The sequence below is a fragment of the Yinghuangia sp. YIM S09857 genome, from assembly GCF_051388915.1.
Classification (GTDB): domain Bacteria; phylum Actinomycetota; class Actinomycetes; order Streptomycetales; family Streptomycetaceae; genus Yinghuangia.
Genome location: NZ_JBPKBH010000027.1, coordinates 65,565 through 89,732 on the forward strand (window position 1 = coordinate 65,565; position 24,168 = coordinate 89,732).

13 protein-coding genes are annotated in these 24,168 nt (G+C 70.2%); 10 read left to right on the forward strand and 3 right to left on the reverse strand.

Translation table 11 applies throughout. From position 1 onward, the window contains the following. A partial coding sequence (locus ACRX5S_RS36935; RefSeq protein ID WP_436777618.1) for an SDR family NAD(P)-dependent oxidoreductase occupies positions 1-522 on the reverse strand: 522 nt, incomplete at its 3' end. 587 nt (positions 523-1,109) lie between these two features. Between ACRX5S_RS36935 and ACRX5S_RS36940 the strand changes: the two genes are divergently transcribed. Both ACRX5S_RS36940 and ACRX5S_RS36945 read left to right on the forward strand, forming a co-directional pair. Then, positions 1,110-2,045 (forward strand): aldo/keto reductase, encoded by a 936-nt coding sequence (locus tag ACRX5S_RS36940; protein ID WP_436777619.1) that lies wholly within the window; start codon positions 1,110-1,112, stop codon positions 2,043-2,045. A 27-nt stretch (positions 2,046-2,072) separates the two neighbouring features. Further along, positions 2,073-2,279, forward strand: coding sequence for a hypothetical protein (locus ACRX5S_RS36945; protein WP_436777620.1), 207 nt, complete (start codon positions 2,073-2,075; stop codon positions 2,277-2,279). Positions 2,280-2,555: 276 nt separating this feature from the next. Here ACRX5S_RS36945 and ACRX5S_RS36950 read toward each other — a convergent pair whose 3' ends face one another. Continuing rightward, positions 2,556-5,603, reverse strand: a complete 3,048-nt coding sequence (locus ACRX5S_RS36950) for a glycoside hydrolase family 2 TIM barrel-domain containing protein (RefSeq protein ID WP_436777621.1) — start codon at positions 5,601-5,603, stop codon at positions 2,556-2,558. A 383-nt stretch (positions 5,604-5,986) separates the two neighbouring features. Here ACRX5S_RS36950 and ACRX5S_RS36955 point away from each other — a divergent pair, with 383 nt between their 5' ends. From ACRX5S_RS36955 to ACRX5S_RS36965, 3 genes are all read left to right on the forward strand, one after another. Next, positions 5,987-6,259 carry a hypothetical protein gene (locus tag ACRX5S_RS36955; protein ID WP_436777622.1) on the forward strand — a complete coding sequence of 91 codons (273 nt, stop codon included), beginning with the start codon at positions 5,987-5,989 and terminating at the stop codon, positions 6,257-6,259. A 113-nt stretch (positions 6,260-6,372) separates the two neighbouring features. Next, on the forward strand, positions 6,373-8,472 hold the full coding sequence (locus ACRX5S_RS36960) for a SpoIIE family protein phosphatase (RefSeq protein ID WP_436777623.1): 2,100 nt from the start codon (positions 6,373-6,375) through the stop codon (positions 8,470-8,472). Positions 8,473-8,699: 227 nt separating this feature from the next. Continuing rightward, positions 8,700-9,815 (forward strand): LacI family DNA-binding transcriptional regulator, encoded by a 1,116-nt coding sequence (locus ACRX5S_RS36965; RefSeq protein WP_436777624.1) that lies wholly within the window; start codon positions 8,700-8,702, stop codon positions 9,813-9,815. 40 nt (positions 9,816-9,855) lie between these two features. Here ACRX5S_RS36965 and ACRX5S_RS36970 read toward each other — a convergent pair whose 3' ends face one another. After that, entirely contained in the window at positions 9,856-10,869 is a 1,014-nt protein-coding gene (locus ACRX5S_RS36970) for a LacI family DNA-binding transcriptional regulator (protein ID WP_436777625.1), read from the reverse strand. Between the two features lie 178 nt (positions 10,870-11,047). On the opposite strand from ACRX5S_RS36970, the gene ACRX5S_RS36975 reads away from it, so the two are divergent. The 5 genes from ACRX5S_RS36975 (at position 11,048) to ACRX5S_RS36995 (ending at position 24,157) form a co-directional block, all read left to right on the forward strand. Further along, positions 11,048-13,324, forward strand: coding sequence for a glycoside hydrolase family 3 C-terminal domain-containing protein (locus ACRX5S_RS36975; protein ID WP_436777626.1), 2,277 nt, complete (start codon positions 11,048-11,050; stop codon positions 13,322-13,324). A gap of 629 nt (positions 13,325-13,953) precedes the next feature. Then, complete coding sequence (locus ACRX5S_RS36980) at positions 13,954-16,188, forward strand: ATP-binding protein (protein WP_436777627.1); 2,235 nt, start codon at positions 13,954-13,956, stop codon at positions 16,186-16,188. Positions 16,189-16,194: 6 nt separating this feature from the next. Further along, positions 16,195-19,059: an ABC transporter permease subunit gene (locus tag ACRX5S_RS36985; RefSeq protein WP_436777628.1), complete on the forward strand. Its 2,865-nt coding sequence runs from the start codon at positions 16,195-16,197 to the stop codon at positions 19,057-19,059. Between the two features lie 283 nt (positions 19,060-19,342). Continuing rightward, positions 19,343-21,997 carry a beta-glucosidase family protein gene (locus ACRX5S_RS36990; protein ID WP_436777629.1) on the forward strand — a complete coding sequence of 885 codons (2,655 nt, stop codon included), beginning with the start codon at positions 19,343-19,345 and terminating at the stop codon, positions 21,995-21,997. Between the two features lie 597 nt (positions 21,998-22,594). Beyond that, the gene (locus tag ACRX5S_RS36995; RefSeq protein WP_436777630.1) at positions 22,595-24,157 is read left to right on the forward strand and encodes an ABC transporter substrate-binding protein; all 1,563 of its coding nucleotides are present in this window, start codon (positions 22,595-22,597) and stop codon (positions 24,155-24,157) included. The last annotated feature ends 11 nt before the right edge of the window (positions 24,158-24,168 follow it).

Below are 24,168 nucleotides of genomic sequence, written 5' to 3' on the forward strand. Positions count from 1 at the left end.
CCGGCCACGCGCGGCGTCCACCACAGGCGCCGCGGCGTGGCGCGCGTCAGGAGGTGTGGGACCCTCCATTGAGGCGCAGTGTCTGCCCGGTCGACGACGCCTCTTCGGAGGCCAGGTACGCGCACAGGGAAGCGGGGTCGCTCGGAACTCCCATGCGTCCCACCGGCAGCCGGGCGGCCTTTCGCGAGTGTGCTTCGCTTCGCGGCCACTCGCCGCCGGATCGATCAGGCCGAGGGCGATCGCGTTGCCCACGTTGTTCACCAGGATGTCGACCGGCCCGACACGCCGCTCGAACCTGTGGACGGCTTCCCGCACCGCGTCGTAGTCGGTCACATCGAACGGAAGGGAGTCCGCCGCGTGTCCGGCCTCGCCAAGGCGCCGCACGGTCTCGTCGGCCCGAAGGAGGTCGATGTCGTTCACCGCGACCTGCGCCCCCTGAGCGACCGGCAGTTCGGCGATGCCCGCGCCGACGCCCTGACCGGAACCGGTGACGAGAGCGGTCCTGCCCTTGAGATCGAACATTCGTTACTCCGTTGGCGAGATTGACGGGTTCGCACGCGATCCCCGCATCCGACAGCCTGCTCTCCCAGCCCCGGACGGGGGCGATGCAAAAAACGGCCGTGAGCAGTTCCGCGAGTTCGTCCCGGTGCGCCGGCCGCGCGGCCCTCCACGAAAGTCTCCGGGAACCCGGTCGGCTTCTTTTCATAGCTATCATGACTATGTTTAGATGCCAAGGTACTCAGCGCCACCCAGGTTTCGCGTATGAGTTACACATATACTGCGCGACACACCGGCCAAGCGGTCCCCACCACAGGAGTACCTACACGTGACGACAACGCCCTTGCAGCTACCCGCCGTTCGTGCCCGGCGTCACGGGCCTGCGGACCGGTCGGCGCGTTCTGCCGTGCAGACTCCGGACAAGACGGCGGTCGTGTTCGAGGGGTTGCGGCAGTCGTTCGCGGAGTTGGACGCGCCGGTCTCGCGGGCCGCCGCCGGGTTCGCGGAGCAGCGGCAAAATCCTCAAACGCGAACTACGGGGTGCCTACAACCACTTGGCCGCCGATTGAGGTTCAGGGCCGAGCCGTTCCGCCATTGACCAAGGAGCACATGTGCAGTACTCGAACGTCGGCCAATCGGGCCTCAAGGTGTCGTCCCTCGGACTGGGCTGCAACAACTTCGGCATGAAGATCGACCAGGCTGCGGCAACCGAGGTCGTCGGCGCCGCGCTGGACGCCGGTGTCACGCTGTTCGACACCGCGGACATTTACGCCAAGGGCCAATCCGAGGAGATTCTCGGCAAGGCTCTCGGCGACCGGCGCGACGACGTCGTCATCGCGTCGAAGTTCGGGGCGCCGATCGCGCCCGGTCCGTACGGCGGCGGGTCGTCACGACGACACATCGTCCGGGCCTGCGAGCAGAGCCTCCGTCGGCTCGGCACGGACTACATCGACCTCTACTACCAGCACTACCCCGACCCCGACACACCGGTCGACGAGACCCTGCACGCGATGGACGATCTCGTGCGCGCCGGGAAGGTGCGTTACACGGCGGCGTCCAACCTGGCCGCCTGGCAGCTCGCCGACGCCGTCCACGTGGGACGCGCCAACGGTCTCGGGCAGTTCGCCGCCGTCCAGGCCGAATGGAACCTGCTCACGCGCGACGCCGAGCGGGAACTTGTACCCGCCGCCGCATACTTCGGGGTCGGGGTCATCCCCTATTTCCCGCTCGCGTCGGGACTGCTGACCGGCAAGTACCGGCAAGGTGCCGACTATCCCGAGGGCTCGCGGCTCGCGTCGCTGCCGTACTTCACATCCGTGGCCACACCCGAGAACTTCGCGGTCGTCGAGCGCCTGCGCGACTTGGCCGACCAGGCCGGTCTGACCATGGCCGGGGCGGCGTTGTCATGGCTCGCTGCGCAGCCGTCGGTGCCGTCCGTGCTGGTGGGCGCGACATCCGCCGCGCAGGTCGCCGCCAACGCCGAGGCGCTCACCGTGCTGTCACCGGACCTGCTCACCGCAATCGAATCGGCCACGGCCGGGGCCTGAACCGCGTTGGCGCAGGCCGACCACGTATTGGGCTGTCTGGGCCGGCTGCACGAACGCGGAGCCCGCGCCATCGAACCCCGCAAAGACGCCCGCGACACCTACAACGAGATCGTCGAGCGCGCGTTGGAACAGCGGGTGTGGAGCCACCCCAGCGTCGGCAGCTACTACCAGAACAGCAAAGGTCGCGTCGTCGTCTCCAACCCCTGGCTACTGGTCGACTCCTGGACGATGTGATGCGCGGGCCGAAGCCCGAGGAGCACATCGTCAGTTGAGAACGCGGACCGCGGACCGCGGCCGCGGGTGACCGGAACCGAGCGTTGCGACGCCGGCATCGGTTTCCGCACCGCCTCAAGCTGAAGCGGTTGCCCCACACGCAAAGCACGGCCTCACCGCCACACCTCGACACCTCCACACGTCCGCACCTCCACACCTCCACACCTCCACACCTCCACACCGAGCGGGGCGGTCCCCCTCCACATCGGAAGGGCACCGCCCCGCGCGTGTTCGGCGTCACCCGAGTTCGAGCTGCCAGGTCCAGTGGTATTCCCCGGCACGCACGCGGTGGTTCGGGTGCGTGTCGGGGCCGACGGCGGCCGTGCCGAGGCCGCGGTGGGCGAGGTCGAGGTGGACGAAGGTCTCCGGGCGCGGCTTGAGTTCCCAAGTGTGGCGCGCCGCCTCCAGGTCGGCGGGCTGGAAGTGGGAGACGTTCATCTGCATGGGCCGGTCCGTCGTGACGGTGATGCGCCGGTTCCCCTCGGCGGTGAGGACGAGTTCGGTGACGTCGGCCCGGCCGCCGTTCTCCTGCGGACGCAGGTACGGCACGGCCAGCGCGTCGACCGAGGAGGTGAACCGGCCGAGCAGGCCGGAGCGTTTGCGGTCGGGGTACGTTTCGTGGGGTCCGAGTCCCAGCCACGACACCTGCTCGAATCCGGCGATCGTGGCGAAGGTGATCCCGAGCCGGGGGATGTCGTCCAGTTCGCCGGGGACGACCACCGTCTCGGCGAAGCGGAAGCAGGTGTCCGTGACCGCGGTGATGCGCCGGCGGTGTTCGATCGTCGCGCCGTATGCCGCGGTGTACCGACTGACGACGGTCGCGGTCGGGCCGGTGACGGTCAGGTCCGCCAGGGTGCGGGTGACGCGGAAGAGCCCGGAGCGGACGGCGCGCCGGTCGAGCGAGGGCGACAGGTCGTTGTCGGTCTGCGCCCGCCACAAGGACAGGGCAGGCGGCGTACTCAGCAAAGGGTGCGTCAGCAAACCCTCTTCGTCGACGAGCACACGGCCCGTGGGGATGCCGACGGCGGGCAGGGCGGCCGGTATGCCCAGCGGCACCTGGAGGCAGGCGATCTCCGTACCCTCGACGGCCCAGGCTTCGGCGTCCGCGAGACGCAGCGTCAGGGTGAGCGCGACCGCGTCCGGTTCGACCAGCGCGGCGACCACCGAAGCGGGGAGTTCCACTGCCCCTTCGTCGCCGGGAAGGATCGGCGGAGCCGGGACCGTGACGACGCTTCCGGGGCCGGTGAGGGTTTCGACCCGGAGGTCGAGCGTCAGGTTCGCCAGGTCACGGAAGGTCCGGCGATTGTGCAGGACCACCCGCCCTTGCTGCGCTTCGGTCCTTGTGGACACCACTCGCGCCGGGGCGAAGAGGTGGCGGGCCTCGTACAGCGCGGGCTGCGGGCTGCCGTCGGCGAACACCACGCCGTTGATGCACTGGGTGCCGTCGTTGGGCAGGTCCCCGAAGTCGCCTCCGTAGCGGTGGCGGCCGTCGCCGGCGGGGTCGAGGCCGTGGTCGGCGAACTCCCATATGAATCCGCCCTGGAGACCGGGCGTGGACTCGAAGAGGTCCCAGTAGTCGGCGAGTCCGCCGGTGGAGTTGCCCTCCGAGTGCGCGTATTCGCACAGGATCACCGGGCGGTCGGCGCGCGGATGCGCCGCGTACGCCCGCAGCGCGTCCAGCGTGGGGTACATCGGGCAGACCACGTCGGTGGCCCGGTGGCCGTCGTGCCAGTCGGCACTGATCGCGCCTTCGTAGTGCAGCGGACGCGTCGGGTCGTACGAACGCACCCACCCCGCCGCGGCGTCCTGGTTGACGCCGTAGCCGCTCTCGTTGCCGAGCGACCACATGATCACGCACGCGTGGTTCTTGTCGCGGCGCACCATGCGCGAGACGCGGTCCACAAAGGCGCTCAGGTACCGGGGGTCGGCGCACACCGTGGCGGCGTGGCCGTGCGCCTCGATGTTCGCCTCGTCGACGACGTACAGGCCGTACTCGTCGCACAGGTCCAGGAAGACGGGGTCGTTCGGGTAGTGCGACGTGCGGACCGCGTTGACGTTGAACCGCTTGAGCAGGGCCAGTTCCGACGCCATCCGCTCTTCGGAGACCACCCGGCCGGTACGCGGATCGAAGTCGTGCCGGTTGACCCCTTGGATCCATACGCGGCGGCCGTTGACCAGGAGGTCCCGGCCGCGGACCGCCACCCGCCGGAACCCCACCCGGATCGTCGCCCGCTCGGCGATCTCCCCGTCCGGGGCGACGAGTTCGACGTCCAGCGGATACAACTGCGGGTCTTCCGCGGACCAGGGCCGGACATCGAGGTCGTCGGCGCGCAGGCGGACGTGCCCTCCCCTGGGCGGGAATGCGCTCTCGTGGACCATACGTGCGACGGCCCGCTCCTCGTCCGTCAGCGACGCACCCGCCGGATACAGCGTCAGCAGGTCGAACACCCCGTCGGGAACCTGGGACGCCGGCGGATCGTCCGGGTAGTCCCCGGGCGACTCCCGGGGCGGCACGACCACCGAGCGCGTGGGCGGAACCGTCGCCTCGACGGGTTCAGGCCGAGCGGCGAGGCGCGCACGAACCGTCCATCCGTCGGGGACGGCGCCGAGCCGCGCGGCGACGTCCACGGTGACGCAGAGGGCGCCCTTGCCGCTCTCCGGGTCGAAGTCGGCGACCGCGTGCAGGTCCGCGAGGTAGGTCGTGCCGGTGGTGTAGATGTACACCGAGCGCGGGATGCCACCGTGCCACCACTGGTCCTGGTCCTCGACGTAACTGGCGTCCGACCACTTCACAACGGTGAGTTCGACCTCGTTGTCACCGGCGCGCAGGTAATCGGTGACGTCGAACTCCGCCGCCAGGTGCGAGTCCTTGCCCACCCCGACGTCCACGCCGTTGAGCCGGACCAGCAGCACGCTTTCCGCCGCACCGACGTGCAGGACCACGCGTCGGCCGGCCCACTCCCCCGTGGTGAACCGACGGCGGTACACACCGGTCGGATTGTCCCGGGGCGGGTGCGGGTACGGCGCGTCGAACGGCATGGCGATGTTCGTGTAGTGCGGCCGGTCTTCCGTGCTCTGCATCGTCCACAGGCCGGGTACATCGATGCTCCGCCATGCGGCGGCGCGTTCCGCGCGTGGGTCGGGCAGAAGCTGGAAGTCCCAGACCCCGTCGAGGAGCAGCCTCTCGGGATGTGGAACGGCGTGCATCGGCAGTCGGTTCAGGGACGTGAGTTCGGGCGCGTCCCACGGTTCCCGGCCGGACGACTCACGAATGTCTGGGTTCATTCAGATGGCTTTCACTTGTCGGCGGTCGTTCCCGGCGAGGCCGCGGACAGCGGCGGTCTTCACGGGTAGCGCGTGCTAATCGCAGGTAGATTACGATGCTCAGGTAGCGCGCGCAACCCATGCTCACACAAGCGAGTTCGGCCGAACCGAAAGGCACACCAAGACCGCCGGGCACAGCAGATTCTCCTGGGGCATAGCGGCGACCGCGACCGTCGCCGAGCAAGTGGGCGTGATCATCGCCCGGCAACCTGGCATGCGCGTTGCCGCGGTCGGCTCGCGGGACCTGTCGAGGGCGGAAGGCCTGGCTTCCAAACTCGGTGCCCCCTCCGCGTACGGAAGGGGCCGAAGCCGACCTGCGCACGTCGCTCACCCAGTGACTGCCCATGAGGGGCCGCATCGTCCGCTCGGCGGGCGAACTCGTCATCGCGCCGCCGTTCCACGCGGCGACGCGCCTCACCGTCTTGCGGGATGGACGGAAAGAACGGCATCTGATCGACAGTTCGGACGCCGCGTTCGCCGCACGAGCCTGTGAGGTTCGGGATCGAGTGCTCCGAGGCCACACGGAGAGCGCGACCGTGCCTCTGGACGCCTCAGTGGCCCTCATGCGCATCCTTGAGGACGCCCGGCACGCCATCGGCACCCGCGCCTTCGGGTAGCGCGCGAAGCGAACGGGTGGGGCCGCACCTGCTTGGCCTGCCCCGTCGAGATCCACGGGACGATACTGGGGATGTCCGAAAGTTTCCGGCGGGGTCGTGAAAGCAGTCTGATCGTGCACGAACAGAGTCGCCTGGTAGCGGGCCTCGGGCTGCCGCCCGAGTGGGCGGAGCACCTTGCAGCGGCCGTGTTCGCGCAGGCTTCCATCGGGCTCCTGGTCCTGGACGCCGAGCTGCGGGTGATCGCCGCCAACGAGGACGCCGAGCTCTTCCGGGATGCTCCGGTCCGCATCGGCGTTCACGCGGACACGGTGTTCGGCGCCTTCGGCCTCGACGACGCCCGGCCGCTCCTCCGGGAGACGTTGGCGTCGGGCACTCCGGTGATCGGGCAGGAGCTGTTCACCGCCCGTGCCACGGACGGCCGCGAGTTGCAGCTGAGGCTCGCGGTCTTCCGCATCCCTCCGTACGACGGTCGGCCGCTCGGGCTGCTGGTCACCTTCAACGACGCGACCGAGCAGGTGCGCGCCGAATCGCGGGCCGCGATGGTGCATGAGGCGGCGGCGACACTCGGCGCCTCCCTGGATGTCACGGAGATCACCCGGCGGCTGGCGGACCTGCTGGTGCCGCGCTGGGCGGATCTGGCGGCGGTGGACCTGGCCGAGGCGGTCCTGATCGGCGAGGAGCCCATGCGCGACCCGGACACGGGCTACACGCCGTCGATCCGGACGGCGGTCGCCCAGACCGGGCCGTCATGGCCGGCCGAGCTCGTCCAGGTCGGGCAGGCGCCGCTGGTCCCGGTCGGCAGGCCGGAGATCATGGCCTTCGAGAGGGGTGTGACGCTGTTGGCTCCACACCTGGTCGCGGCGCCGGAACTGCCGCCGGAAATGCTGCGCCGGATCATACCGCCGGGCGGCCACAGCATCCTGGCGGTTCCGCTGTTCGCCCGCGGCCACCTGCTCGGAGCAGTGCAACTGTGGCGTACCGAACGCCCGGAGCCCTTCGACGAGGACGACGCCCGGCTGCTGGAAGAGGTCGCGTCGCGTGCCGCGCTGAGTGTGGACAACGCCCGCCGCTACACGCGCGAGCGCCGTGTCGCGCTGGCCCTCCAGCACAGCCTGTTGCCCGAGGGGCGCACGGACGAGCCGGCCGCCGAGACGTTCGGCGCGTACCTGCCGACCGCCTCCGCGGCGGGCGTCGGGGGCGACTGGTACGACGTGATCCCGCTGTCCTCCCTGCGGCTGGCCTTCGTCGTCGGCGACGTGGTGGGCCACGGCCTGGGGGCGAGCGCGACCATGGGGCGGCTGCGGACCGCCGTTCAGGCGATCGCCGACATGGACCTGCCGCCTGACGAGGTGCTGACCCATCTGGACGACCTGATCCTGCGGCTTTCCGACGAACGCGCCGGCCCCGCCGCGATCGCGGGGGCGACCTGCCTGTACGTCGACTACGACCCGGTCTCGCGCCGCTGCCGCATGGCTTCGGCCGGGCACCCTCCCCCCGCGGTGGTCGCGCCGGACGAGCGGGCGCGGTACGTGGACCTGGAGCCCGGACCACCGCTGGGAGTCGGCGGCATGCCGTTCGAGGTCACCGACATCGAACTGGCCCCGGGAAGCGTCCTGGTGCTGTACAGCGACGGCTTGGTCACCGGCCCTGACCGTGATCTCGACCGCGGCATGCGCGGGCTGTTGAAGCAGATCGAGCGATTCGACTGCGCGCACCGGGACTTGGACAAAGCCGGCCACGACCTGGTCGAGGCCGCGGCCGACAGCCCGCGCGACGACGACACCACGCTGCTGATGGCCCGCGTCCACCCGCTGGCCGACGACGACAGCGTCGCTTGGGAGTTGCCCGCCGACCCCGCGTGCGTCGCGCAGGCTCGCGATCTGACCGCCGCCCAGCTCACCGCCTGGGACCTGGACGAACTCGCCTTCACCACCGAGCTCGTGGTCAGCGAACTGGTCACCAACGCGGTCCGCTACGGCGGAGGCGGCCCGATCACGCTGCGGCTGATCCGCGGGAACGTGCTCGTCTGCGAGGTGTCCGACCCCGGCAACACCCAACCGCGCCTGCGCCGTGCGCGCAGCACGGACGAAGGCGGTCGCGGGCTGTTCCTGGTCGCCCAGCTCACCCGCCGCTGGGGCAGCAGATACCAGCAGTCCGGCAAGACCATCTGGGCCGAGCAGCCCCTGTTCGCAGAGCCCTCGATCGCTCACTGAGCACGAGCGGAGTCGGGTCTCCGCATGCGGCAACCGCACCGGCCGCGGAGCGCCCTTGCGCGGGATCGGACCAAATGCGTATGGTGACGGCCGGAAGTAGCGCGCGCTACCAGGTCTCGGCTGTTCCGCGCCGGGAAAGCGAACACGCAGATTCGCGCCGTGCCGCGGCGCGCCGCCGTTCCCAGTGATTCGACCGAGTATTCGCGTCGACAGCCCGTGGGGGGAGCATGGCGGCAAGGGTCCGCATCAAGGACGTGGCGAGCCTGGCCGGTGTCTCGGTCGGCACGGTCTCGAATGTCATCAACAACCCGGACGCGGTCTCGGACGAGTACCGCGAACGCGTCCGTGAGGCGATCGAGCGCCTCGGATACGTCCGCAGCGAGCCTGCGCGCCAGCTCCGCACCGGATCCGGCCGCATCGTCGCCATGCTTGTCCTGGACGTCGCCAATCCGTTCTTCGCCGAGGTCGCGAGAGGCGCCGAGCAGGTGCTGCGCGGCGCAGGGCTCGGCGTCATGGTCTGCAACAGCGCCGGCAGTCGGTCGGAGGAATCCGAGTACCTGTCCCTGGTCGCCGAACAGGGCGTACGCGGCGTCCTGCTCACTCCCGCCGACGGCCGCGGCCGGGCCGTGGACGCCCTCCAGGGCCACGGCATCCCCTTCGTCCTCGTCGACCGCTCGATGCCGCGGGACGAAGGCTGTTCCGTTTCAGTCGACAACGCTCATGGCGGTGCCGAGGTGGCGCGCCACCTCCTGTCCGCCGGGCACGAGCGCATCGCCTACGTGGGCGGCCCGACGGCGCTCCCCCAGGTACTCGACCGGTTCAGCGGAGCCCGGAGCGCCGTCCGACACGCCGGTCTCCCCGACGACGCCCTGCTGGCCGTCGACTCGTACGGCCTCAACGTGGCCGCCGGTCGAGACGCGGGCGCCCGCATCGTGGGCCTGCCATCGAGACCGACAGCGGTGTTCTGCGCGAACGATCTGCTGGCACTGGGCGTGTTGCAGGCGCTGTCTGTTGCGGGCGTACGTGTCCCGGACGAGATCGCCGTTGTCGGCTATGACGACATCGAGTTCGCGGCGGCCGCGGCCGTCCCGCTCAGTTCGGTACGCCAACCGGCGTTTGAGATCGGCCGCACGGCCGCCGAACTGCTCCTGTCGGAAGCCCGGGAAGACGCGCCTTCCGGCCACCGGCACCGAGAGGTCGTGCTGCGCCCCGAACTGGTCGTTCGCGAGTCGAGCCGAAGCCTCTGCCGCGGCGAACCGGAATCAGCGCGGCGCGGTGCCGGCGCCGCTGCCCGACCTGCGGCGGCACCACCTCAACGCGCGACGTCCCCGGAGTCGTGCTGACGCGGTCCGCGGAACGGACTCAGCGCGCCCACGCGGCCGGTCACCCGGTCTGGGGTCGGCCGACGGTCGAGGCGCGGGGGACCACCGTCGAGTCGAGCTCGGTCCACGTGGACGTCATGGGTCGGCCGTCGGCTTCGCGCAGGGCGACGGCCGCCAGGTACCGGGAGGCTTCGATGATGTCCATCCGCACGCTCGACAGCGGCGGGTGGAACAACTCGGCGATGGGGCTGTCGTCATGGCCGATCACGGCCAGGTCCGCGGGGATGCGCATGCCCGCGTCGATCGCCGCTCCCGCCACCGTCGCCGCGACATCGTCGTTGTACGCGACGACGGCGGTGACGCCGTCGGCGGCCCATGCGCGCACGGCTTCGCCGGACGATCCGTCGGCGTGGCTGACCGAACGGACTCCGACCATCTCCATGCCCAGCTCCTCGGCGCGCTTCACCGCGGCCTCGGCGCGCGTGCGCTGGAGGTCGAGCATCTGGGGATCGGCGAGCGAGGCGACGGCGATCCGCCGGTGTCCCAGCTCGTGCAGGTGATCGACCTGCATCCGCGCACCTTCGGAGACGCCCGGGGCCTGGTCGTAGCGTGCGGACTCGCCGGGGGGCGGGAGGACGCGCCGCACGCCCGCAACGCGCATGGAGGCCACTTCATCGTCGCTGAAGGTGGTCCATCCGATGACGATGTCCGGGTTCAGGGTCTCCCAGAGCGGCGGGGCGCCGCCGGGCGCACCGGTCTGGGTCACCAGCGCATATCCCGCCTCGGCCAGGATACGTGCGCTCTCGTCGAGAGATGCCTGCAAACTGGGCCCGAGCAGCCGACCGGGCAGGACCAGCAGGATGATCTTGCTGCGTCCACGGGCGAGGTCGGCCGCGGCACGGTTGGGCTGATAGCCGAGACGGGTGGCCGCGTCGAGAACGCGGGCGCGCGTTGCCTCGGAGATCTTCTTGCCGGGGGTGTTGTTGAGGACGAAACCCACGGTGGCGCGGGAAACCCCGACCTCCTTGGCGATGTCCACGGCCGTGACACGGCGGGCGGCGGCCAGATCCGGCACTGGTTCCCCTTCCAAACCTCGGCGCATGTTGCGCGCGCTACTCGCGCATCATAGCCTGCCACCGAGTAGCGCGCGCTACCTTCGTGTCGGCTCCCTGGGAACACCCATGTCCGGAGCACCGGCCTGCCTCGCGTGACGCCCGATCGCGGAGCGCGTCGAACCACCGAAAGGACTCCCCGTGCCGACCACCGACCCCGCCGACCTCTCCCTTGAGCAGAAGGCAAAGATCCTGACCGGGCGGGACCACACCACCAGCCATCCGATCGGCGAGGCGGGCATACCGCCCATCGTGCTCGTCGACGGTCCGCACGGAGTTCGGCCGCCCCGGACGGCGGCGGACCACCTGGGAATCAACGAGAGCCGACCGGCAACTTGCTTCCCTCCGGCGGTCGCCGTCGGGTCCAGTTGGGACCCGGACGTGGCCGTCCGGGTCGGCGAGGCGGTCGCGCGAGAGGCTCGGGCGTACGGCATCGACGTCGTCCTCGGCCCCGGCGTCAACATCAAGCGCTCGCCGCTGTGCGGTCGCAATTTCGAGTACTACTCCGAAGACCCGCTGCTTTCAGGGGTGTTGGCCGCCGCGCACGTGCGGGCGATGCAGGCCTCGGGCGCCGGGGCGTCGGTGAAGCACTTCGCGGCGAACAACCAGGAGGACGACCGCGTCCACGTCAGCGCGGACGTCGACGAGCGCACGCTGCGGGAGATCTACTTCCCGGCGTTCGAACGCGTGGTCACGGAGGCGAAGCCCGCGACGGTGATGTGCTCGTACAACCGCGTCAACGGCGTGTTCGCCGCCGAGAATCCGTGGCTGCTGACCGAAGTCCTGCGCGACGAGTGGGGCTTCGACGGATTGGTCGTCTCCGACTGGGGCGCGGTGCACGACCGCGTGGCGGCACTCAACGCGGGGTTGGACCTGGCCATGCCGATGGACTGGGGCGTCGGCGAGGCCTCGGTGCTCGAAGCCGTCCGCTCGGGCGAGCTGGACGAATCCGTGATCGACCGGAGCGTGCAGCGGATCCTTGCGCTGGCCGCCACGGCGACCGGAGCGGAGACCGGGTCGTCCGGGGACTTCGACGTGGACGCCCATCACGCCCTTGCCCGACAACTCGCGGCAGAATGCGCGGTGTTGCTCAAGAACGACGGCGGTACGCTGCCTCTGGCGAGCACCGCGCGGATCGCGGTGATCGGCTCGTTCGCGACCGCCCCGCGCTACCAGGGTGGGGGGAGCTCGCACATCAACGCGACCCGCACCGACGCCGCACTCGACGCCATCAGGGCGCTCGCTTCGGGCCCGGACACGGTGCGCTTCGCCCAGGGCTTCACGCTCAAGGGCACCGACGAGGCCATGCGCACGGAGGCCGTGGCGGCCGCGCGCGAAGCGGATGTGGCAGTGGTGTTCGCCGGCTTGGCCGAGGCGGACGAGTCCGAGGGCTACGACCGCGAGACGATCGACCTGCCCGCCGCGCAGGTCGAGGTCATCCGTGCCGTCGCGGCGGTCGCCCGGCGCACCGTCGTGGTCCTCTCCAACGGCGGCGTGGTCTCGCTCGAAGGATGGCACGACGACGTCGACGCGATCCTCGAAGGGTGGCTGCTCGGCCAGGCCGGCGGCGGCGCGCTGGCCGACCTGCTGTTCGGCGTCGCGAACCCGTCCGGGCGGCTCGCCGAGTCGATCCCGTTCCGCCTGGAGGACAACCCGTCGTACCTGAACTTCCCCGGTGAGCTGGGGCATGTGCGGTACGGCGAGGGCGTCATGGTGGGCTACCGCCACTACGCCAGCATCGGGCTGCCGGTCCGCTACCCGTTCGGCCACGGGCTCGGCTACACCACCTTCACGACCGCCGGCCTGGAGGCCGCCCCGACCGGCGACGACACCGCGGAAGTGGCCGTGACCGTCACCAACACCGGCACCCGCGCGGGCAAGCACGTCGTCCAGGTGTACGTGTCCACCACCGCCGGCCCGGTCCGCAGGCCCGCCCGCGAGCTGCGCGCGTTCGCCAAGGTCGCGCTGGAACCGGGCGAGTCGCGGCGCGTGGCGTTCGCACTCGACCGACGTGCCTTCGCCTACTACGACGTCGAGCACTCGGGATGGGCTGTCGCGGCCGGCGAGTACACCGTCCAGATCGCCGACAGCGCCACCGACGTCACGGCCGAAGCCGTCATCACTCTTCCCGGCGACACACCGGAGGCCCGGCCGCTCACGATCGAGTCCTCGCTCGGCGAATGGTTCGCCCATCCGGTCGTCGGCCCGGAGCTCACCACCAGGCTCAGTGCGGCCGCCCCGGCCCCCGAGGACGAGGAAGAGGCCGAGGAGAACGCCCGGCTGCTGCGCATGGCCGCTCCCATGCCCATGAGCCAGTTCTTCCTGTACGCCCCGCTCTCCGACGACGACCGCGAACACCTGCTCGCCCTCGCACACGCGTCCACATCCGCATCCGTGTCCGTGTCCGCGTCCGCCTAGGCACAGCCCCGCAATCTGACGGCACTTGATGGGGCAACCCATGCCGTTCCCCCGTCCCCGACCGTTTCGCCGACGAGCGCCACTCGCCGTCCACGGCACCGTCACCGATGGTCGCGTCAGGGCATCACGCGCGTAACGCTTACGCAAAATATGCTCGGCCTGGTCTCCCGTGCCGCACGCCGAAGGAGGACCGCCGCCACCCCTGCGGCGGTCCTCCTTCTTTCTCGCGCACGAGTCGCCACCGGCGCGGGCGACCGCGCCCATGGACGCAACGTCGCACGTCAGCGCCATGCCATACCCAGACGTGGTGCCGCATTGCCCCGGCCGAGCGCCGCACATGATCAGAACTCGTCGAAAACCTCAAGCGAGATTGGTAGCGCGCGCAACCCATTGCGGCTACGCTCCACACACTCCCTTAGCCAACCCGCACGACATGTAGGCCCGAGCGGTACGCCGTCATCCCAGCGATTCCATATGGTTTGCGCCGATACGCGGCCGAGGCGACATGTCCGGCGCGCACAAGCCAGGTTCGATCGTCGCCCCCCGACAGAACCCTTCAGAACGTCCCCTGCGGAGACTCCCATGCTGAAGTGCACCCTCTTGCGGCCCCAGCCCGAACGGCCGGGCTCATGAGCGCGCCACCCGCGCTGGAACACGGTGTCGCCGCCGAGCAGGCGCCGTCGTCGGCGGCAGGTCTGGCGGCCGGGCTGATCGACGCGGAGGCGGAACGCCGAGCACGTCAGTCGGAGGCGCAGCGTGAGGTCTTGTTCGCCGACGACCTGCTGCCCGGTGTGGGCGACAAGCAACTCTCCCTGCGCCAGGGTCTGGCCGCGGGTGGGTCCGCCACGTTCATCACCCTGACGGCGTTGGCGTCGATGGACGAGTTGGAGTCGGCGGCGCTGGGGGTTCTCGCGCCGGACATCCGGGACGCGTTCGGGATGAGCGACGGCACGATCGTGTTCATCTCCGCGGCGTCCGGCGCGTTCCTCGTTCTCGGTGCGCTGCCCATGGGCTGGCTCGCGGACCGCTGCCGTCGCAGCCGCGTGGTCGGCTGGGCCGGGGTCGCGTTCGCCGCGATGGTGTTCGCGTGCGGGCTGGCGGCGAACGCGTTCCTCTTCTTCCTGGCCCGGTTCGGTGTCGGGGTGGCGAAGTCCAGCACGTTGCCGGTGCACGGGTCCATGAACGCGGACACGTACCCGATCGGCGTCCGCGGACGCCTGGCCACGCTCAGTGCCGGGGCCGCGAGAACCGCCGGAGCGCTCAGCCCCCTTGCGGTCGGCGGGATAGCCGCCTTGGCGGGCGGGGACGACGGCTGGCGCTGGCCGTTCCTCATCCTCGGACTTCCCGCACTGCTCGTCGCGATCTGGGCCTTCCGGCTCCCGGAGCCCCCGCGCGGGCAGTACGAGATGAAGTCGGTGCTCGGCGAGGTCGTAAAGGACGCGAAGCCGATGCCGATCTCGATGGAGGCGGCGTTCGCACGGCTGATGCAGATCCGCTCGATCAGGGGCGCCATCATCGCGTTCTCCGCGCTCGGGTTCAGCCTCTTCTCCGGGGGCGTTCTGGCGAACCTGTGGGCCGAGGACCACTTCCACATGTCCACGTTCGAGCGCGGGCTCATGGGCTCGATCGGCGGCGCGTCCATGCTCGTGGCGCTCCCGTTCGCCGGCCCCTGGTACGACCGCCTCTACCGGCGCGACCCGTCACGAGCGATGGCGCTGCTGGGATTCATGATCCTTCCCGGTGCGGTGCTCATGCCGATCCAGTGGAGCATGCCGAACGGCTGGGCGTTCATGCTGGCGGGCATCCCCGCCACGATCCTGTCCTCGGTCACCTTCGCCATGGTCGGACCGGTGCTGCAGTCCGTGGTCCCCTACCGCCTGCGCGGAATGGGCGCGGCGCTGTCCGCGATCTACATCTTCTTCATCGGTGCGACCGGCGGCGCCCTGCTCGCCGGGCTGATCAGCAACGCGTACGACCCGCGCGTCGCCACGCTCGTGGTGGGGATCCCCTCGACCCTGGTCGGAGGCTACCTGCTGGTACGCAGCTCGCATTTCATCAAGAACGACCTGTCGCTGGTGGTGCAGGAGCTGCGTGAGGAACTGGCGGAGCGCGACCGGCAGTTGGAGGACCCGGAGAACATCCCGGTGCTCCAGGTCAAGAACGTCGACTTCTCCTACGGCCATGTGCAGGTGCTCTTCGACGTCGCCTTCGACGTCAAGCGCGGCGAGACGCTGGCTCTGCTGGGCACCAACGGTGCGGGCAAGTCGACCATCCTGAAGGCCGTTTGCGGCCTCGGAACACCGTCGCGAGGGGTGGTGCGCCTCAACGGGCGCACGATCACCTACGTAGCCCCGGAGCAGCGCGGCCGGTACGGCATCCACCTGCTGCCCGGCGGCAAGGGCGTGTTCCCGGACATGACCGTCCGGGAGAACCTGGAAATGGCCGCCTTCCGCTTCCGGAAGGACGCGGCACACCGTGACGAGCGTTTCGCTTACGTTCTCGGCCTGTTCTTCGACCTGAAGGACCGGCAGTCCCAGCGGGCCGGTTCGCTGTCCGGCGGCCAGCAGCAAATGCTCGCGCTGGCGATGGTCCTCATGCACGACCCCGAGGTGCTGCTCATCGACGAACTCTCGCTCGGGCTGGCGCCGGTGGTCGTGCAGGACCTCCTGGCGATCATCGAACGCCTCAAGGCCGACGGGCTGACCATCGTCATCGTCGAGCAGTCGCTGAACATCGCCCTCGCCGTCGCGGACCGTGCGGTGTTCCTGGAAAAGGGCCAGGTCCGCTTCGCCGGACCCGCCCGTGAACTGGCCGAACGCGACGACCTCGCCCGCGCGGTCTTCCTCGGCAAGGAAGGCGGCTGACCGGCCATGGAAATGCCAACCCTGCAACTGATGTTCGACGGCGCCGTCACCGGCCTGGTCATCGGCCTCCTCGCGATGGGCATCGTGCTCGTCCACCGCTCCACCCGCGTCATCAACTTCGCCGTCGCCAACATGGGCCTGGTCGGCTCGGTGCTCTTCGCGCTCCTCGTGGTGCGATGGGACGTCCCGTACTGGCTCGCTCTCATCGTGTCGCTGGCGGTCGGAGCCCTGTTCGGCGCCGTCGTCGACCTGGTCGTGGTACGGCGGTTGTTCACCGCGCCGCGCGTCATCGTCCTGGTCGCCACCATCGGTGTGGCACAGCTCGCGCTCACCGTCGTCACCGCGTACCCGGACCTGGACGACTACACCACGGAGTCGTACCCGGTGCCGTGGACCGGCACATGGTCCCCGATCGACGACCTGCAAATCAGCGGAGCCCAGTTGAGCGTCCTGGTCACGGTGCCGATCGCGGCGATCGTGCTGGGTTGGTTCCTCGGCGGAACGGTGCTGGGCAAGACGGTCAAGGCCGCCGCCGGCAATCCGGAACTGGCGCGGCTGAACGGCATCAGCCCCAAGGTCGTCTCCACGGCGGTCTGGGCGATCGCGGGTCTGCTCGGCACGTTGTGCCTGATCCTGATATCCGCGCAGACCAAGTCGCTCACCCAGATCGCCACGCTCGGCCCGACCACACTGCTGCGTGCGCTCGCGGCGGCGGTGATCGCCCGCATGGTCTCGTTCCGCATCGCCCTGGCGGCGGGTGTGGGGCTGGGCCTGCTCCAGTCGTTCGTGCAGTTCAACTGGCTCGACCAACCGGGCCTGAGCGACCTGACCGTCCTGGTCATCGTGCTGGTCGCGGTGTTCTTCGTGAGCCGCGGCCGGGACACCGAGGCGTCCTCGTTCTCGTTCGCGCCGAAGGTCAAGCCGGTCCCCGAGCGGCTGCGCGGGGTGTGGTGGGTCCGGAATCTGGAGCGCGGAGGGTTCCTGTTGCTGGGCCTGATCGCGGTGATCCTGCCGCTGTTGGTGACCCAGCCGTCCCGGCACCTGCTCTACACCGTCATCCTCGGGTACGCGATCTGCGCCGCGTCGGTGACGATCCTGACCGGCTGGGCGGGCCAACTCTCCCTCGGACAAATGGCGTTCGCCGGTCTCGGCGCGTTGACGGCCGCGTCCCTGAACCGTGGTTTGAGGCTCGACATCGGTGACACCACCTACAGCTTCCGCGGACTGGTGTTCCCGGTAGCGGTTCTGGTGGCCTGCTTGTTCACCGCGGGGCTCGCGGCGCTGGTCGGTGCGGGCGCACTACGGGTGCGCGGGCTCCTGCTCGCCGTGAGCACTTTCGCGTTCGCCGTGGCCGCCGAGCAGTATCTGTACCGCCGCGACGTGTTCCACGACGAGGGCACCACCACCGCGTCCTTCCCGCGCAGCACCGTGTTCGGCATCGACGTGTCCACCCAGCGCGCCTACTACTACCTGGTGCTGGTCGTGCTGGTCGTCGTCCTGCTGGTGGTCGCCCGGCTGCGCAAGTCCGGTGTCGGCCGTACCACCATCGGCGTGCGCGACAACCCCGCCACCGCGGCCGCGTACACGGTGGGCGCCACGCGCGTGAAGTTGCAGACGTTCGCGCTGGCCGGCGGCATCGCCGGGCTGGGCGGCGCACTACTGGCGGGCGCGGTACAGACGGTGCCGTACGCCGACAAGTACTTCCTCAGCGCCGACTCCCTGACGCTGGTCTCGATCGTCGTGATCGGCGGCCTCGGCTCGGTGTCCGGATCGGTACTCGGCTCCCTGTGGGTCATCGGCCTGCCGGCGTTCATGCCGGGCAACGAACTCGTGCCGTTGCTGACGTCCAGCCTCGGTCTCCTCATCCTGCTGCTGTACTTCCCCGGCGGCCTGGTCCAGATCGGCTACAGCGCTCGGGACGCACTGCTCTCCTGGGCGAACTCGAAGCTCACCCCGGCCCCGGACGCGAAGACGGCCACGGCACCGCCCGTTTCGCTCACCCGCTCCGCACACGAACCGCTACCGGACGACCGGCCGGTCCTGGCCACGTCGGACGTCAAGGTGCGCTTCGGCGGCCGCGCGGCGGTCGACGGCGTGACCATCGAAGTACAGGCGAACGAGATCGTCGGCCTGATCGGCACCAACGGCGCCGGCAAGTCCACGCTGATGAACGCCGTCGGCGGCTTCGTCCCGGCCAAGGGCACCGTCGAACTCCTGGGCAAGGACGTCTCCGGGCTGGCTCCCGCCGCCCGGGCCCGGCTGGGACTGGGCCGAACCTTCCAGGCCGCGACGCTGTTCCCGGAGCTGACGGTCCGTGAGACCGTGCAGATCGCCCTCGAAGCACGCGGTCGAACCGGAATACTGGCCACCGCGTTTCATCTGCCACACACCTTCAAGCGGGAGCGCGCCAAGCACTCCGAGGCCGACGACCTGATCGATTTCCTCGGACTGGGCCGCTACGCCGACGCGTTCATCTCCGACCTGTCCACCGGCACCCGCCGCATCGTCGAACTCGCCGGGCTGCTCGCGCTGGACGCCCGGGTGCTGTGCCTGGACGAACCGACCGCCGGCGTCGCCCAGCGCGAGACCGAGGCGTTCGGCCCCCTCATCCAGGAGATCCGCCGCGAACTCGGCGCGTCCATGCTCGTCATCGAACACGACATGCCCCTGATCATGGGCATCTCCGACCGCGTCTACTGCCTGGAGACCGGCCGCGTCATCGCCGCGGGGCAACCGTCCGAAGTCCGCAACGACCCCAAGGTCATCGCCAGTTACCTCGGCACCGACGAACGCGCCATCGAACGCAGCGGCACCGCGCCCGACACCCCCGGCCCCGGCCTGACCCCCGCGGACACCACCGTGCCCGCCTGACCCGGCCGCCCGCGCGGCCTTACGCCCGCCCCGTCCTTGCGCCGCATCGCGCTACGACCAGAAACGGACCACGTCAGATGTTCACCCCCACCGCACCAGACACCGCGGCGCGTTCGCCCTCGCCGCGGCCGCCGCCGGGGAGACCGGCCACGCAGCGGTTCGACACCAATGTCAGCTGAACCGCGGGCGGCCGCCCGAGTCTTCACCGGCGCGCGGGAGCCCGACGGCCACCGACGGACTCCCGTGCGCGCAACGCCCTCGACCCCGAAGTAGGAGCAGCCCGATGGATCACCTCCCCTACCGTGACGCGTCCCTTCCGGTGGAAGAACGCGTCCGGGACCTCCTGGGCAGGATGACGCTGGAGGAGAAGGCTGCGCAGACGGCGGCGCCTTTCGGCTCGGCCGTCGACGTACACACACCGCCCGGGACCGGGTGGGGTGGGGCGGTCGCGGCGCTGTGCACGCTCGGGCTGCCCCCTCGCGAGACCGCGCGGCGGGCGAACGAGCTGCAACGCAAGCACGTCGAGGACAGCCGCCTCGGCATCCCGGTGCTGCTCGCGGAGGAGGCGCTCATCGGCCTCAAGGTCCGCGACGCCACGACGTTCCCCGACGCCATCGCCCAGGCGGCCACGTGGGAGCCGGAGTTGGTCGAGGCCATGGGCCGGACCATCGGAACGCAGATGGCCCGTCTCGGCGTACGCCAGGCGCTGTCGCCGCTCGCCGACGTCGCCCGCGACCCGCGCTGGGGACGGGTCGAGGAGACCTACGGCGAGGATCCCTACCTGGTCGGCTGCATGGCCGCGGGCTACGTGCGGGGACTCCAGAACGCCGACGGCGGGTTCCCGGTCATCGCCACGCTGAAGCACTTCGTCGGCTACAGCGCGAGCGAGGGCGGCAGGAACACCCAGCCGGCGCAGCTCGGCCCGCGTGAGCTGCGGGAGATCCATTCAGTGCCGTTCGAGATGGCCATCCGGGCGGGTGGCGCGCGGGGCGTCATGCCGTCGTACAACGACATCGACGGCGTCCCCGTGACCGGTTCGAAGGCACACCTCACACGCCTGTTGCGCGAAGAACTGGGCTTCGACGGCCTCGTGATCTCCGATCTCGGCGCGGTGGGGCACCTGCACACCAAACACGGCACGGCCGAAGGCACCCTCCAGGCGGTGGCCCAGGCGATCCGCGCCGGCGTCGACCTGGACCTGGACAACAAGGTCTCCTCCGACCGTGTGATCGAGGCCGTCCGCACCGGCGTCCTCCCGGAACCGGAGCTGGACCGGGCGGTCGCAAATGTACTGCGCGCCAAGTTCCGCCTGGGCCTGTTCGAACGTCCCTACGTCGATCTCGACGCCGTACCCGAGACGTTCGATTCGCCCCGGGAACGGGCGCTCGCCCGCACGATCGCCGAGAAGTCGGTCATTCTCCTACAGAACCGACCGGTCGACGGCTCACCCCTGCTGCCCCTCGCCGCGTCGGTGAAGTCCATCGCCGTCATCGGCCCCAATGCGCACCGCCCGATGGGACAGCTCGGCAACTACAGCTACCAGGTGCTCGACAGCATGACCAAGCGGTTCGCGCTGGCGGCCGACCCGGAGGCGAAGCCGGAGGACGCCGAGGAATTCGCGGGCGAACTCGGCGCGGACCGAGCCGAGTTGCTCGTCGAGTCCGTGCCCGTGGTGACGTTCCTGGACGGCATCCGTCGGCGCGCCGGCGACTCGGCCGCGGTGACGTACGAGCCGGGCTGCCGGATCGCCGCCGACGACCGCTCGGGCTTCGACGCGGCGGTCCGGGCGGCCGCCGCCGCGGAGGTCGCCGTGGTCGTCGTCGGAGACCAGTCCGGCATCAACGCCTTCGGCACCGTGGGCGAGGGCCTGGACAGCGCCGAATGCGCGCTGCCCGGTGTGCAGCGCGAGCTTGTCGAGGCCGTCGTCGCCACGGGAACTCCCACGGTCGTCGTCCTCAGTCACGGCCGGCCCTACGTCCTCGGCTGGATGGCCGACGCCGTCCCCGCCATCGTGAGTTCCTTCTTCGGCGGCGAGGAGGCCGGGAGCGCGGTGGCATCCGTGCTGTTCGGCGACGTCAACCCGGCAGGCCGCCTGCCGATCGCGATGCTCGGCTCCGCCGGAGCGGCGCCGTTCCCGTACTGGGCGGCTGCGCGGTCGACCGCTTACGTCGATGTCGGGTCCGCCGTCGTCTTCCCGTTCGGGCACGGACTGAGTTACACCGACTTCGAGTACCGCGACCTGTCCGTCGCTTCCGCGGAGGTACCGACCGATGGCGTGGTACGGCTCTCGTTCACCGTCGCGAACGTCGGTGCCCGTGACGGTGACGAAGTGGTGCAGGTCTACGGCCAGGACGTCATCGGCCGGACGACCAGGCGCCGCCGCGTCCTGGTCGCCTTCCGCAGGATCCGGCTCGCGGCCGGTGCGGCGACCCGGGTGACGGTCGAGGTCCCCACGAGTATGTTCGCGCTCTGGGACGCGGACGAGGGCTGGGTCGTCGAACCCGGCCTGGTCCGGTTCTTCATCGGCGGGTCGTCCACGGCCGCGACATTGCGCGGTCGCGTGACCCTCACCGGCGGGAACCACCTGCCCGGGCCGGACAGGCCACTGTCCAGCAGCGTCGGCGTCGACGGCAGCGAAGCCGCGCTCGCGTCCTTCCGCGACGGCACGGAGTCTGCGGCGACCGTGACGGACGCGCACGACACGCCCGTCACGCAGGACAACACCGTCCTGGAATGGCTGGAACACCCCGTCGGCGGCCCGGCCCTGCGGGCCGTGTTCGAGGGCGTCGACGGGGATGTCGAGGACCTGCTCGAACCCGCGTACGGGCTGACGCTCACGCAGATGGTCGCGTTCAGCGGCGGCCGATTCCCGCAATCGCAACTCGACGAGCTCCTCGCCCTCACACGCGTCGCGCCCGAGGCCGATCGGCGCCTGTGACCACTCCCTGTGCGCTCTTGACCAACCACCGCAGGAGACGACGTCGCCGGGAGTCGCGGGGGCGCAGGTCCACGTCGTCGACCCGTGTCTCGCCGGACCAGTTGCGGTAGCCCTGAAGGTACGCGGTGATCCCGGAGGGGGAGACCGGGCAGTGCCGGAACCGTGGCGGCGAGATCGTCGTGCACGGACGCACGGACGCGTGAGCCGTTCGGCGGTACCGGCCGTGCCGAGATGCTCGCGTGGCGCGTGATGCTCACGCAGTAGGTGAGCCTGTCGACTCGACAAGTCGAGAGCGCGGACGCTGGTGACACGTGTCGAATTTCCACGGATTCACCGCCGCCCGGCCGGCCGGCGCCGCATCCGCACGTGGCGGCGGACAAAAATTCGTAACACATACACTAAATGCTTGGAGCAAACAATGCCGACCGCCCCGACTAAGCTCCGGCCCCCGGAGTGGTCGGCATCGCCGGCCGCGCACCCGTTGCAGCCTTCCCGGTCGGTGCGCCGACCTGGACTCGCGGGGTCAATCATTCACTCGGGAGCCGTCGACGCGTCGACCCCCGACCCGTCCCTGGCAGGCGAACCTTGTCTCGTTCCTTGCTCCGTCCTCTTCGCGACGGCCGCGTGCGCGGCCTCGCCGTCGCCGTCGCGGCCCTGCTCGTCGCGACAGCCTGCGGCTCCGACACGCGGCCCCACCCCGACGCGCTTGCGACACCTCGACCAGGCGGGGTCCTGAAGCTGGCCCTTCCGGCCGACCCGCCGTCCCTGGACCCGTTCACCACACCCGCATATGCCGTCGCCTACGGAAACGTGCTCTCGGCGATCTACGACCCGCTGGTGTGGTCGGACCCCGCCACGGGGACCGTTCGGCCACACATCGCGGAATCGCTGACACCCGACCGCGACGCCCGCACCTGGACGCTCGCTCTCCGCAACGGCGTGACGTTCTCCGACGGGCAGCCGTTCGACGCCGCGGCGGTCAAGGCGAACTGGCAGGCCCACGCCGATCCCGCAACCGGCTCCGCCGGAGCGGTCGTGGCCGCCGGACTCAAGCTCACCGTCGTCGACCCCCTCCACCTCGACATCGAACTACCCAGCTCGAACCGGAACTTCGATCGTGCCGTCGCGAACAACCTGGCCTACATCGCGTCGCCGCGTGCGCTGGCCGATCCGGCGTCCCTTCGCACGAACCCGGTGGGCGCGGGACCCTTCGTCCTCGCCGAACGCGTTCCCGGCCGGCGCCTGACGCTGCGCAGAAATCCGCACTACTGGCAGGCGGGACGCCCGTTCCTCGACGAGGTCGACGTACGCGTAGCCGCGGCGGGAACCACCCCGCCGAGCATGGTGGCGGCAAAGGACGCCGACCTCGTCTCGTTCAGCGACCCCGCGCAGGCGAAGGAAGCAGCCGACCTGAAGCTCGGTGTCATCCGCCTCGAACTGGGTGGCGGCCTCATGCTCGTCTTCAACACCCGCAGGCCGCCCTTCGACAATCCGGCGGCCCGCAAGGCGGTCGTGCTCAGCCTCAGTGCCGACGAGATGAACCGCCGCTTCTTCCAAGGCCTGGGCACCCCGGCCCGGGGAGTGTTCGACCGTGCGTCGCGGCTCGCCAGCAGCCAACTGATGCCGCGCGAGAACGACTCCGAGGCGGCTCGCGCGGCGTTCGACGCGCTCACCGTCGGCGGCACTCGGCCCTTCCGATTCTCGTTCCTGCTGGTCGGCGGCGGGCCGGAGTCCCAGGCCACCTACACCCAACAGCAGGTCGAACGCTTCCCCGCCGTGCAGATGCAGATCGACGCAGTCGACACCCCGACACTCATCCGGCGCACGCTGTCCGGGGACTTCGACATGGCCGTGTCCGGGATGTGGATGACCGACCCGGAGCCGGTGCTCTATGACTTCCTGCGTCCCGGCAGTCCCACCAACGTGAGCGGCTATTCCAACGCCGACGTGACCGCCGCCATGACCGCGGGCCGCCTCGCCGTGGACGCCGACGCCCGCCGGGAGGCGTACACCCGGGTGCAGGTCCGACTCAATGAGGACGTGCCCTTCTGGGTCTACCAGGAAGCCGCCGGCACGGTCGTCTTCGCCCCTGCGGTGGCCGGCGTACAGGCGTACAACGACGGGCTGGTCCTCTTCGACCGCATCGGTCTGCGGCGCTGAGGCTCACCTGC

Coding starts and splice junctions, on each gene's coding strand:
- ACRX5S_RS36985 (WP_436777628.1), top strand. CDS start 16,195: ATGGAAATGCCAACCCTGCAACTGATGTTCGACGGCGCCGTCACCGGC.
- ACRX5S_RS36950 (WP_436777621.1), bottom strand. CDS start 5,603: ATGAACCCAGACATTCGTGAGTCGTCCGGCCGGGAACCGTGGGACGCG.
- ACRX5S_RS36990 (WP_436777629.1), top strand. CDS start 19,343: ATGGATCACCTCCCCTACCGTGACGCGTCCCTTCCGGTGGAAGAACGC.
- ACRX5S_RS36955 (WP_436777622.1), top strand. CDS start 5,987: ATGAGGGGCCGCATCGTCCGCTCGGCGGGCGAACTCGTCATCGCGCCG.
- ACRX5S_RS36980 (WP_436777627.1), top strand. CDS start 13,954: ATGAGCGCGCCACCCGCGCTGGAACACGGTGTCGCCGCCGAGCAGGCG.
- ACRX5S_RS36965 (WP_436777624.1), top strand. CDS start 8,700: ATGGCGGCAAGGGTCCGCATCAAGGACGTGGCGAGCCTGGCCGGTGTC.